The sequence below is a fragment of the Streptomyces thioluteus genome, from assembly GCF_039535865.1.
On sequence record NZ_BAAAXZ010000096.1, the window covers coordinates 1 to 11,416 of the forward strand.

At 72.6% G+C, this 11,416-nt stretch carries 14 protein-coding genes and 3 pseudogenes; 9 read left to right on the forward strand and 8 right to left on the reverse strand.

Annotated elements, in window-relative coordinates; translation table 11 throughout:
* A pseudogene (locus ABD794_RS12390) lies at positions 1-297 on the reverse strand (maleylpyruvate isomerase N-terminal domain-containing protein); the annotation flags it as partial.
* Between the two features lie 8 nt (positions 298-305).
* Positions 306-1,181: an NAD(P)-dependent oxidoreductase gene (locus tag ABD794_RS12395; RefSeq protein WP_344963109.1), complete on the reverse strand. Its 876-nt coding sequence runs from the start codon at positions 1,179-1,181 to the stop codon at positions 306-308.
* Between the two features lie 152 nt (positions 1,182-1,333).
* Here ABD794_RS12395 and ABD794_RS12400 point away from each other — a divergent pair, with 152 nt between their 5' ends.
* Together ABD794_RS12400 and lon are read left to right on the forward strand one after the other, a co-directional pair.
* Positions 1,334-2,371, forward strand: coding sequence for a helix-turn-helix domain-containing protein (locus tag ABD794_RS12400; RefSeq protein WP_425586007.1), 1,038 nt, complete (start codon positions 1,334-1,336; stop codon positions 2,369-2,371).
* 37 nt (positions 2,372-2,408) lie between these two features.
* Entirely contained in the window at positions 2,409-4,805 is a 2,397-nt protein-coding gene (gene lon, locus ABD794_RS12405; RefSeq protein ID WP_344963112.1) for an endopeptidase La, read from the forward strand.
* Positions 4,806-4,863: 58 nt separating this feature from the next.
* Here the strand turns inward: lon and ABD794_RS12410 are convergent, their stop codons facing one another.
* The 3 genes from ABD794_RS12410 to ABD794_RS12420 form a co-directional block, all read right to left on the reverse strand.
* Positions 4,864-5,133 (reverse strand): hypothetical protein, encoded by a 270-nt coding sequence (locus ABD794_RS12410; protein ID WP_344963114.1) that lies wholly within the window; start codon positions 5,131-5,133, stop codon positions 4,864-4,866.
* Entirely contained in the window at positions 5,126-5,485 is a 360-nt protein-coding gene (locus ABD794_RS12415; RefSeq protein WP_344963116.1) for a hypothetical protein, read from the reverse strand. Before ABD794_RS12415 ends, ABD794_RS12410 begins: the two co-directional genes overlap by 8 nt.
* Before the next feature lie 100 nt (positions 5,486-5,585).
* Positions 5,586-6,056 carry a DUF7848 domain-containing protein gene (locus tag ABD794_RS12420; RefSeq protein ID WP_344963118.1) on the reverse strand — a complete coding sequence of 157 codons (471 nt, stop codon included), beginning with the start codon at positions 6,054-6,056 and terminating at the stop codon, positions 5,586-5,588.
* A 180-nt stretch (positions 6,057-6,236) separates the two neighbouring features.
* Between ABD794_RS12420 and ABD794_RS12425 the strand changes: the two genes are divergently transcribed.
* Positions 6,237-6,467, forward strand: a complete 231-nt coding sequence (locus ABD794_RS12425) for a GntR family transcriptional regulator (RefSeq protein WP_425586006.1) — start codon at positions 6,237-6,239, stop codon at positions 6,465-6,467.
* A gap of 56 nt (positions 6,468-6,523) precedes the next feature.
* Here ABD794_RS12425 and ABD794_RS12430 read toward each other — a convergent pair whose 3' ends face one another.
* The gene (locus tag ABD794_RS12430) at positions 6,524-6,718 is read right to left on the reverse strand and encodes a hypothetical protein (RefSeq protein WP_344963122.1); all 195 of its coding nucleotides are present in this window, start codon (positions 6,716-6,718) and stop codon (positions 6,524-6,526) included.
* A 214-nt stretch (positions 6,719-6,932) separates the two neighbouring features.
* Here ABD794_RS12430 and ABD794_RS12435 point away from each other — a divergent pair.
* The 4 genes and pseudogenes from ABD794_RS12435 to ABD794_RS12450 form a co-directional block, all read left to right on the forward strand.
* Positions 6,933-6,986, forward strand: a pseudogene (locus ABD794_RS12435) (hypothetical protein); the annotation flags it as partial.
* An 82-nt stretch (positions 6,987-7,068) separates the two neighbouring features.
* The gene (locus ABD794_RS12440; RefSeq protein WP_344963124.1) at positions 7,069-7,596 is read left to right on the forward strand and encodes a MerR family transcriptional regulator; all 528 of its coding nucleotides are present in this window, start codon (positions 7,069-7,071) and stop codon (positions 7,594-7,596) included.
* A 32-nt stretch (positions 7,597-7,628) separates the two neighbouring features.
* Positions 7,629-7,889, forward strand: coding sequence for a hypothetical protein (locus ABD794_RS12445; RefSeq protein WP_344963132.1), 261 nt, complete (start codon positions 7,629-7,631; stop codon positions 7,887-7,889).
* Between the two features lie 65 nt (positions 7,890-7,954).
* Entirely contained in the window at positions 7,955-8,299 is a 345-nt protein-coding gene (locus tag ABD794_RS12450; RefSeq protein WP_344963126.1) for a hypothetical protein, read from the forward strand.
* A gap of 207 nt (positions 8,300-8,506) precedes the next feature.
* On the opposite strand, the gene ABD794_RS12455 is transcribed toward ABD794_RS12450, so the two are convergent.
* Complete coding sequence (locus tag ABD794_RS12455; RefSeq protein WP_344963128.1) at positions 8,507-8,980, reverse strand: NAD(P)-dependent oxidoreductase; 474 nt, start codon at positions 8,978-8,980, stop codon at positions 8,507-8,509.
* Between the two features lie 203 nt (positions 8,981-9,183).
* Positions 9,184-10,053 carry a class I SAM-dependent methyltransferase gene (locus ABD794_RS12460; protein WP_344963130.1) on the reverse strand — a complete coding sequence of 290 codons (870 nt, stop codon included), beginning with the start codon at positions 10,051-10,053 and terminating at the stop codon, positions 9,184-9,186.
* A gap of 103 nt (positions 10,054-10,156) precedes the next feature.
* Here ABD794_RS12460 and ABD794_RS12465 point away from each other — a divergent pair, with 103 nt between their 5' ends.
* Both ABD794_RS12465 and ABD794_RS12470 read left to right on the forward strand, forming a co-directional pair.
* Positions 10,157-10,282 (forward strand): hypothetical protein, encoded by a 126-nt coding sequence (locus tag ABD794_RS12465; protein ID WP_344963127.1) that lies wholly within the window; start codon positions 10,157-10,159, stop codon positions 10,280-10,282.
* Positions 10,283-10,590: 308 nt separating this feature from the next.
* Positions 10,591-11,416, forward strand: a pseudogene (locus ABD794_RS12470) (LLM class flavin-dependent oxidoreductase); the annotation flags it as partial.

The following is an 11,416-nucleotide window of genomic DNA, read 5'->3' on the forward strand; positions in this document are numbered from 1 at the left end:
GGAGCGGACGGCGGCGGCGAGGAACGACGCCGCGACGCGGATGCCCTCCAGTCGCGCTGAGACCGGGGCCCCGGGGTCCAGCGAGGCGAACAGGGTGATGTAGCGGTCCCGCGGCTTCGCCGTGAGGAGCCCCGCGTATCCGGTCAGCCCCAGCGCCAGGTGGTCGAGCGTCGCGTGGCCCGACCACTCCAGCCGCCCGGCGGGCCGCGACCAGTCGCCGCCCGCGTCCTCCAGGAACGCGGTGCAGCGCCCGGCGGCATCGAGGACGAGCCCGGCCCAGTCGGTGTCCGTCCGCACGGTAGTGATCACTTCCGGCCGCCCTCGCGGACGAGCTCCACCAGGCGGGCCCAGCTGTCCCGGCCGTGACCGGCCTCGATACCGCGCCGGGCCAGGTCCCGGAAGATCTCCGGCAGGCCGGACGCGATCCCGCGCGCCTCACTGGCGTGGACGAGGTGCTCGATCGCCGCGGCGTGCACATCGAGGGTGGCGTCGTCGCCGGGGTACTTCCCGGCGTCCACCTGCGGGGCGTAGGTGTTCATGAAGAAGCCGACGGCCTTCATCCAGCGGTCCGCGACCTCGGTGAACGCGGTTGCGGTCTCCCCGCCGTCCGCTCCGACCAGCGCCACGCTGTGCAGCCAGCCGGTCAGCGTCGACCACATCAGACCGAGCAGCGCCGTGTCGTACAGCGAGGCCAGGCCGGTGTCCGCGCCCAGGTACACCGGGTCGCCGAGCGCGGCGAGGGCCGGGCGTCGGACGTCGAAGACGGCCCGCTCGCCGCTGTAGAGCAGCATGAACTCGGGGTTGCCGATGCCGGGCGGGGTGGTCATGATCCCGCCGTCGAGGTACTCGGCGCCGTGCCCGGCCGCCCAGGCGGCCATCTCGCGGGCCTCCTCCGGGGTGCCCGAGGTGAGGTTGACGAGCGTCCGTCCCGCGAGGCCGTCGGCCACCGGGTCCAGGACCTCGTGGACGGTCCCGTAGGTCGCCAGGCAGACCACGACCAGCTCGCTCGCGGTCACCGCCGCCGCGGGGTCCAACGCCTCCGCGGCGCCGTTCGCGACCAGGGCGCCGGCCTTGCCGGGGGTGCGGTTCCAGACCGTCGTGCCGTGGCCGGCCGACAGGAACGCACCGGCCAGCGCCGTCCCCATCGAGCCGAGACCGAGGACCGTCACGTTCGCGCTCATGGATGTTTCTCCGTGTGGTTCAAGGGAGTTGTACGAGGGACTTGATCAAGTGGTCATCACCTTCGCAGCGCCGTCGGCGGCCCGACAGTGGCAGGACTGCCTACCTGCGCAAAATTCCTGCCACTACTCTCGTGATCATGAGCGCTGGTTCCGTGGCCGTGGCAGTGATCGACGACGACGTCCCCTTCTGGGACCTGTACGAACTGGGGGTGGTCTGCACCGTCTTCGGCATCCCGCATCCGGATCTCGCCGACCCCTGGTACGACCTGCGGCTCTGCGCCGCAGGCCCGTCCCCGGACCGGCCGGTGCCCGCCCCCGCGGGCTTCACCATGCGCACCCCGTACGGCCTGGAGGGGTTCGACGGCGCGGACACCGTGATCATCCCGTCGGTTCCGGAGGCATGCGTCGACGGGGAGCGCGAACTGCCCGACGAGCTCCTGCGCGCGCTGCGGCGCGCCGCGGACCGGGGTGCGCGCATGGTCTCGCTGTGCGCCGGGGCCTTCGCCCTCGCCGCCGCCGGCGTCCTCGACGGCCGCCGGGCCACCGCCCACTGGATGCACACCGAGGCCCTCGCCCGCCGCCACCCCGAGGTCGAGGTGGACGACTCGGTGCTCTACGTGGACGACGGCAACGTCCTGACCAGCGCCGGGGTCACCGCTGGCCTCGATCTCTGCCTCCACCTCGTCCGCCGGGACCTGGGCGCGCACGTCGCCAACCAGCTCGCCCGCCGCCTGGTCGTCCCCGCGCACCGGCCCGGCGGGCAGGCCCAGTTCGTCGAGGTCTCCGTCCCGTCGAGCGGGGACGAGGGGCTGGCGCCCGTCCTCCAGTGGGCCACCGAGCGGCTGGACGAGCCGCTGACCGTCGACGACCTGGCCGCCCGCGCCGGGATGAGCCCGCGCACCTTCTACCGCCGGCTGCACGCCGCGACCGGGTCCACCCCGCTCCAGTGGCTGCTCGCCCAACGGCTGTCCCGCGCCCAGTCGCTGCTGGAGGCGACCGCCCTGCCGGTCGAGCGGGTCGGGGAGCTGAGCGGGCTGGGCACGGCCGCCAACCTGCGCCGCCACTTCACGCTGCACTTCGGCGTCACCCCGACGGACTACCGCCGGGCGTTCCCCGGGCGGGCCGCCCGAGGGGTTGATCGCTCACAGCGAACACGGCGCGGGGAACATCCCCGCCACGGCAAGCATTGAGTCGGTACAGCTCAACTTGCCTGCCGAAGGGGAGATCATGGCTTCGACGTCCGCACCGCTCACCCTGCCCGTGCTGCCGCTCGACGACGAGGTGGTCCTGCCGGGCATGGTGGTGCCCCTGGACCTGACCGACGCCGAGGTCCGCGCCGCCGTGGAGGCCGCCCAGGCCGCCGCGCGGGACGGCGCCAAACCGAAGGTCCTGCTCGTACCGCGCCTCGACGGCACCTACGCCGGCACCGGCACGCTGGGCAGCGTCGAGCAGGTGGGCCGCCTCTCCGACGGCGACCCCGGCGCGCTCATCCGCGGCCTGCGCCGCGTCCGCATCGGCGCCGGGACGACGGGCCCGGGCGCCGCCCTCTGGGTGGAGGGCACGGTGATCGAGGAGTTCACCCCGGACCCTCTCCCCGGCTCCGTCGCCGAGCTGATGAAGGAGTACAAGGCCCTCGCCACCAGTTGGCTCCGCAAGCGCGGCGCCTGGCAGGTGGTGGACCGCGTCCAGCAGATCGACGACGTCTCCCAGCTCGCCGACAACTCCGGCTACTCGCCGTTCCTCACCGTCGGGCAGCGCGTCGAACTGCTGGAGACCGCCGACCCGGTGGCCCGCCTCCGGCTCGCCGCCCAACAACTCGGCGAGCACCTCGCCGAGCAGGACGTCGCCGAGTCCATCGCCAAGGACGTCCAGGAGGGCGTCGACAAGCAGCAGCGCGAGTTCCTGCTCCGCCGCCAGCTGGAGGCCGTCCGCAAGGAGCTGGCCGAACTCAACGGCGACCCGGAGAACGAGTCCGAGGACTACCGGGCGCGGGTGGAGGCCGCCGACCTCCCCGAGAAGGTCAGGGAAGCCGCCCTCAAGGAGGTCGACAAGCTGGAGCGCGCCTCCGACCAGAGCCCCGAGGGCGGCTGGATCCGCACCTGGCTCGACACGGTCCTGGAGATGCCGTGGAGCCGCCGGACCGAGGACGCGTACGACATCCCGGGCGCGCGGGCGGTGCTCGACGCCGACCACGCGGGCCTGGACGACGTCAAGGAGCGGATCACCGAGTACCTGGCGGTGCGCAAGCGGCGCGCCGACCGGGGGCTGGGCGTGCTCGGCGGGCGCCGCGGGGGCGCGGTGCTCGCGCTCGTCGGGCCGCCCGGCGTGGGCAAGACCTCGCTCGGCGAGTCCGTGGCCAAGGCCATGGGCCGCGAGTTCGTCCGGGTCGCGCTGGGCGGCGTCCGCGACGAGGCGGAGATCCGCGGCCACCGGCGTACGTACGTCGGCGCGCTCCCCGGCCGCATCGTCCGCGCCGTCAAGGAGGCGGGCTCCATGAACCCCGTCGTCCTGCTCGACGAGATCGACAAGGTCGGCTCCGACTTCCGCGGCGACCCGGCCGCGGCGCTGCTGGAGGTCCTGGACCCGGCCCAGAACCACACCTTCCGCGACCACTACCTGGAGGTGGAACTGGACTTGAGCGACGTGGTCTTCCTCGCCACCGCCAACGTCCTGGAGTCCATCCCCGAGGCCCTGCTCGACCGCATGGAGCTGGTCCGCCTCGACGGCTACACCGAGGACGAGAAGGTCGTCATCGCCCGCGACCACCTGTTGCCGAGGCAGCTGGAGCGGGCGGGCCTGACGGCGGACGAGGTCGTGGTGTCCGACGACGCCCTGCGCCGCCTCGCCGGCGAGTACACCCGGGAGGCCGGCGTCCGCACCCTGGAACGCGCCCTCGCGCGGCTGCTCCGCAAGGTGGCCGCCCAGCACGAACTGGGTTCGCGGGACCTCCCGTTCACGATCGGCGCGGACGGCCTCCGCCCGCTGATCGGCCGCCCGCACCACACCCCCGAGTCGGCCCAGGACCCGGCCGAACGCCGCACGTCCGTCCCGGGCGTCGCGACGGGCCTGGCGGTGACGGGCGCGGGCGGCGACGTCCTCTTCGTCGAGGCGTCCCTGGCCGACCCGGAGACGGGCGCGGCGGGCCTGGCCCTCACCGGCCAGCTCGGCGACGTGATGAAGGAGTCCGCGCAGATCGCGCTCTCCTTCCTCCGCTCCCGCGGCGCCGAACTGGAGCTCCCGGTGGGCGACTTCAAGGAACGCGGTGTCCACCTCCACGTCCCCGCCGGCGCCGTCCCCAAGGACGGCCCGAGCGCCGGCATCACCATGACCACGGCCCTGGCCTCGCTCCTCTCCGGCCGCCGCGTCCGCCCCGACGTCGCGATGACCGGCGAGGTCTCCCTGACGGGCCGCGTCCTGCCCATCGGCGGCGTCAAGCAGAAGCTCCTGGCCGCGCACCGGGCGGGCATCACGACCGTGATCATCCCGAAGCGCAACGAGCCGGACCTGGACGACGTCCCGTCGGAGATCCTGGAGAAGCTGTCCGTCCACCCGGTGTCGGACGTGCGCCAGGTGCTCGAACTGGCGCTGGAGCCCGCGGGGGTGGAGGTCGCGGTGGCGGCGTGACCTCGACGGTTGCATGGCCCGGCCGGCGTCCCCCGGGGGACGCCGGCCGGGCCATGGGCTATGCGGCGAAGAAGATCACGCGACGGATGCAAACCCGCTGGTGGCGGGGGATGACCTGGTATACGAACAGGCCCGAGGCGTCGATCGACTCCTCCTGCATGAGTGGCGAGATGCCGTCGTATTTCGTTCCGCCGAGGTACAGGGCGGAGGCGGCGCGCACCAGTTCATCGGCTCGTTCCTCGACTTTCGCCACGAAGGCGAGGTTGTCGATGCCGCCGATGACGAAATCGGAATCGGGGTCGTACTCCCAGCCCCAGGCATCAGCCATCGGTCACCGCGGCCCGGGCCTCGTCACGCACTGCCAGGCATTCGTCCATGGCCTCGCGCCACTTCGGATCACTGCGGTCCAACGTGTTCGCGGCGTCCAGGGCTGCCCGGTAGCGGGCCGACAGGCGGGGGAGGCGCTCGATCTCGATCTCCGTCGCCCACTTGATCTGGAAGAGGTGGATCGGGCGGAACGCGTTGTGCTGGGTGGCCGAGGTGAAGGCCAGATCGCGGTCCGCCTGGAACTCGGCCAGCCGGGAGGGGGCCACACGGGCGAGGGCGGCTCGCAGGGCGGGAAAGGTCTTCTCGGGCCGTGGGATCAGCTCGGGGGGGTGCTCGTGGTGCTGCGCGGTCATGGCTCCTCCGTCCGTGCGGCGTACTCCGGCCCGTGTCGGTTCACGGTATCGGGTGGTGGCCCGCTGCCCGGCCCCGGCGGGTGCCGGGGCCGGGCAGGTGTCAGAGCGCCTCGACGGCGCGCCACGTGCGGTGGATGACCTCGCGGTAGTCGGTGTGTTCCGGGTTTCCGGCGACGTGGCGCAGGGTCCAGTCGTGCATGGGCTCGAAGTCCGCGTCGGGCGGCGAAGCGGCGTCGCAGGACCTGCAGTGCATCGAGAAGATGATGGGCATGGCCGGGCCGAGTTCCGGCTGGATCACCCAGCCGGGGGCGCTCATGCGGTGGCCCCGTTCGGGGAGTTGGCGGCAGCCAGGTCGTGGACGGCGCCGAGGCAGGTGCAGCGCGGATGGGGGCCGCGTGGACGGATGTTGATGCCGTGCGGGGTGAAGACGACGGTGGTGGTGGGGGTTGCGTACGCGATGGGGATCGGTGGGGGCGGGCGGTGGTGCGCTCAAGCCCAGGTGGACGGCTTGGGGTTGGGGCCCGAACCGGGCTCTCGTCCAGGCGAGCAGGCGGGAGATAGGGTGGCGCATGTCGTCAGCTCCTGTGTGTAGCTGGTGGCCATGCCCCCGGACCGGTCGGACGGTCGCGGGGGTCTTCTGTTGCGTCACGCTAGGGGAGCAGGTAAGTGCCTGTCTATAGCCCGTTGCGCGGGAGAGTGGACGTAGGCGACTATGTTCGAATGTGTGCGCGTACATATGGTGTTGCATGTGATGGACTTTGATCCCACCCGTCCCAAGTGGACGCAGATCGCTGATTTGCTCCGGGAGCGCATCGCCACCGGCGAGTACCCGCCGCACTTCATGATCTCCGAGAAGCAGATGGAGCAGGAGTTCGGCGTCGCGAGGCTCACGGTCCGCAAGGTCACCCGGGCGCTCCGCGAAGAGGGTCTGATCGTCACCACGCCGGGCATGGGCTCCTTCGTCGCGAAGCGGGAGCAATAGCGGGCCTGAAACCCGTGAAGCGCCATGCCGTCCCACGGGTTTGGCGCGTCAGCCCCTCACCCCGTCGCGCTTGTGACGTGCCAGCGGCCCACCTCCCCGTACGCCGAGTCGTGGATCGTCTCCTCGTCGCCCGGCGCGAGGGCGTAGTGCCGGAGGTTTCCCGCCCAGTAGCGGAGGATCCTGCCCAGCTCGCCCACCGCGTCGTCCGCCAACGCATCGCCCGTCATGTCGACTTCGAGAACGAATTTCATATACGTCGTCGCCTCCTCGGCTTCCCGGCCATTCAGGTATCAATGGTTTCATTGAAGTGCTTCTGGGGGCTTTTGCTGCCCTTCTCCCGGGCCGGCCCTGAAGCGTGCCCGAAAAGTCTCAAACAGGAGTGAAGCCGTGACAGCGCAGGGGCGGGTGCGGGCCGGTGCGCTGGCGCGTTCGGCCGGGATCTCGGTGCAGCAGCTGCGGAACTACGTGGAGGCGGGCGTCCTGCCGCCCGTCGAGCGGACCCCTGCCGGGTACCGGGTCTTCACCCGGGCGCACGCCGACGCTCTCGTTGCGGTACGGGAGTTGGCTGCGGGCCACGGCTGGCCGACCGCCCGCCGCGGTCATGCGCGCCGTCCACGTCGGCGACCTCGAGTCCGCGCTGGCCGCGATCGACGCAGGCCACGCGGAACTGACCCGGGAGCGGGCGCAGTTGGCCACTGTCCGCGAGGCCCTCGCGGGGTGGCCCGCGACGCCCGACGGTCCCCGCAGCCCCCTCCGTATCGGCGAGGCCGCCCGCGCCGTCGGCGTCCGGCCGCCCGTGCTGCGGCTCTGGGAGTCCCGTGGTCTGCTGCGGCCGGTACGCGAACCCGGTACCGGATACCGGCTGTACGACCGCGCCGAGCTGCGGACCGCCCACATCGTGGCCCTGCTCCGCCGTGGCCACCAGCCGCTGGCGGCCATCGGCACCGTCCTGGAGGCGCTGTGTTCCACGGGCAGTCCGGACGACGTCCTGGGCGAACTCGCCGCCCGCGAAAGGGAACTCCACGACCGCAGCCTCGGCCGCCTGAGGGCTTCGGCAGCCCTCCACGCCTATCTGACGGTTGCGGGCGGAATGGTTGTGGTCGCAGGTTCTGGGGCGGGCGCTTCGTAGCCGAAATGCCCGTAAACCGTTTCTGCACAGGGGTGGTGTTGCTGGCCCAGGCGACGTCGCTGGGGTGGACACGGAACAAGCTGCGCTGGTGGCTGAAGGTTCAGGGGTGGACGCGGATTCACGCCGGAGCCTACGCGTGGCCCGGCATCGAGGTGGGCCTGCGTGAGCACGTCCGGGCCCATCAGCTGGCTGCGCCCGAGCTCGTGGCCGGCCATTGGACGGCGGCGAGGCTGCACGATGCGGAAGTCCAGTCGGAGCGGCTGGACTTGATCGCGCCGAAGGGATCCCACTGACCACGCTGGAAGAGGTCCGCCGCGCACTGGTGGACGGTGCGGGCATGCATGGCGGGAGAAGGGCCGTGCAGTGGCTGGCCCTGGCTGATCCCGGATCCGGGTCGCCCGTGGAGACGCTCGCGCGGTTGCGGATGCGCGATGCCGGGTCGGCGCCGGAGACGCAGGTGCGGTTCGTCACGCCGGGTGGGCGGACTGTCTACGTCGACTTCTTCTTCCGGGGGAGCGGGCTGGTCGTGGAGATCGAGGGATATGCCTGGCACGGGAGCCGGGCGCAGCATCAGCGGGACACGGCCCGCTACAACGAGTTGGCGGACTGCCCGGAGGTGCGGAAGATGCTGCGGTTCACGGCGGCCGATGTGCTGTACCGGCCGGGCGCGATGGTCCGCAGGGTTCAGGCGGCGCTGGGGTGACCGGACGGGTCCTGCGGCGTCACAACGACCGGAAGGCGACTGCCGGTGTCTCTCATCGTCGACGCCTGCACCCGGACCGTGAAGGAATCCGTCGCAGTCCCCGTCGCCTGCCCGGGCAACCGGATCCTGCTGGGCCGTTCCCACTACGGTGACGAGAACGGCCAGACCTCCTGCGCCTATGCCCGGATCGCCGTGCAGTGGGCGGCGCTAGGTCCGGTCCCGGGCGGTCACTCCCACGTGCGTCCGGTGATGGCGCGGTGCCTCGATCTCGTCGAGGAGGGCGATCGCGAAGTCGGCGTACGACAGGCGGGCGTTCGGGTCGCCCGGTGCCTGGCGGTAGGCCCCGGTGCGGGAGCCCTCGTGGTCGAAGTCGCCGGACGGGCTGAGCAGGACCCAGTCGAGAGCGTCGGGCGACGAGTGGAGGGCCTTCGCTCCGGCGTGGTGGCCCTCCATGAACGCGCGGTACTCCTGGGGGTAGCCGGGGGCGTCCATCAGGGGCGTCCCGGACGCGTCCGGGAGGTACGACGCGAGGCCGACGGCCACCAGGCGGGCGACGCCCGCCCGCGTCAGTCCGTCGAGCAGGGCCCGCGTCGCGGTGGGGAAGAAGACGGCGGGGTCGGCGGAGAGGTCTGCGGCGGCGTGGATCGCCGCGTCGTGCCCGGCGGCGAGGGCCGCGATGATGCCCGGCGTCCGTGACGTCGCCCGCCGACTCCCCGGGGTTCGACGGGTTCCGCACGACCGCGGTCACCGTGTGGCCCCGGCGCTCCGCCTCCGCCACGGCCGCCCGGCCCGCCCTGCGCCCGCTCCGAACACGATGATCCTGGACATGTTCGTACACCTCGCATCCGTCGGCCGGGGGCCGTCCCCGGTCGGTGATCACGACGTTAGTCCGAGGGGTGGTTACCTTCCGGATACCGCCCGGATGCCGTCCGGGCCAGGAAGAGGCCCGTGCGGGTGTCCAGCCGGACGCTGCCGCCGTAGGCGTCCACGGCGCCGGCGACGTCCGCGAGGACCGCCTCCCGCGTCGCCTCCGGCAGCAAGCGGTAGAAGGAGAGCGAGGAGAGGACGTCCACGAGTCCGGACGTCGAGCGGTGGTGCGCGGTGGGGTACTGGAGGTACGTGAGGTCCGTGAAGCCGCCGTCGGCCAGGAGCTCCCTCGGGACCCACGAGTCGGGGCCCATGACCGAGCCGCGCGGGACCTTCTCCAGGATGGAGTGCGGGGGCAGTTCGGGGAGCCGGTGCTCGTGGGCGGCGATCAGCTCGTGGCGGAGGTCGTCGTCCGACACGTACCAGTCGTTCCAGAACAGGGCGAGGGTCCCGCCCGCGCGCAGGACCTGTTTCGCCTTGGACCAGCGGACCTCGGGGTCCGTCCAGTGCCACGCCTGGGCGGAGAGGAGGAGGTCGAAGGGGCGGTGGTGGTCGGGGGCGCGCTCCCAGGTCTCGAAGTCCTGGGGGACGACGGTGACTTCGGGGGCGGCCGTGGCGCAGTTGCGGGACAGGACGGCGGCCATGCGGGGGTCCGGTTCGAGACAGGTGAGCGTCAGGCCCGGGCGGGCGGCGAACGCGAGCGTGGCCTTGCCGGTGCCCGCGCCGACCTCCAGGGCCGTGAGCCCGGGCCCGTCTGCCGCGAACTCCAGGATGTCCGTGACGAGTTGTCCCGGATAGCCCGGGCGGGCGGCGTCGTACTGCTCGGCGGCTTCGCCGAAGACGGTGCGGGGGGTGCGGGCGCCGTTGGGGGGTGGGCATGGATTCAGGGTACGAGGGAGGTTTGCCCCGGTCCCGCCCTTTCACCGTTTCTTTCGGGAACTCCCCGCCGGCCTGCCGCGGACCCCGTGCAGGGCCGGGCATCCGCACCCCATGGATCTGGTGCGGGAGGACGACGGGGAGGGCTGGCCGTACTGGCGGTGCCCGGTGGACGCGTCGTACCGGTGGCCGGTCGGCGAGCACCCCGGGCGGGAGGGGCGGGCACGCCTCGGTGGATGAGGAGGCGTGCCGTCCGTCAGCCCCGCCGGCCGCGGGCGGGACCCGCTGTCCCGTCCGCCTTCTCCAGCTCAGATCGGCGATCAGCTCCTACACAGCAGCCGGAGCGCGACGCGAGTTCGCCGATCGTCGACCGGATCGGTCCCGCTCCCGGAGCACCTCCTCGCCAGCGGGGTGCACCCCGGCAGGCAGCAGCCCGTCAGTTCGCGCCCCTCCGGCCGGCCGGAGGAAACCGTCGCACCGCCGAACCGGTGACGGCGCGCGCGGCGTGCCGCGTGCCGCGTGCGCCGCGCACGCTCTAGCCTGACCGGATGCGCATCAGCACCGTCATCCTCCCCGTCTACCGATGGCCCACCGCGCAGGAGCACTGGCGCCGCGCGGAAGAGCTGGGGCTGCACGCCGCCTACACCTACGACCACCTCGCCTTCCGGAGCTTCCGCGGGGGTCCGTGGCTGGGCGCCGTGCCGACCCTGGCCGCGGCGGCGCTCGTCACCTCGCGGATCCGGCTCGGCACCATGGTCGCCTCGCCGAACTTCCGGCACCCGGTGACCCTGGCCCAGGAACTGATGAGCCTGGACGACATCTCCGGGGGCAGGGTGACCGCCGGGATCGGCGCCGGCGGCGAGGGCTACGACACCACCATCCTGGGCCGGCCCGCCTGGAGCCCGACGGAACGGGCCGACCGGTTCGCCGAGTTCCTGCCCCTGCTGGACCGTCTGCTCACCCGGCCGGCCACCACCTCCCACGGCACCCACTACTCGGCCGTCGAGGCCCCGATGATCCCCGGCTGCGTCCAGCGGCCCCGCCTCCCCTTCACCGTGGCGGCCACCGGCCCGCGCGGGCTCGCCCTGACCGCCCGCCCACGGGCAGGGCTGGGTGACCTTCGGCGACCGCCGGCGCGCCGCCGAGCAGAGCGGGGACGCGGCCGACGGCGTCCGTACGCGACCAGGTGACCCGCCTGAACGAGGCGTGCGCGGCGCTCGGCCGCGACCCGGGGGACCTGGAGCGGGTCTATCTGACCAGCTTCACCAAGGACCCCTGGCAGGGCTCGGTCGACGCGTTCGTCGACCTCGCCGGCCGCTACTGCGGCCTGGGCATCACCGAGGTGGTGCTGAACATGGCCGCGTGCCCGCCGGC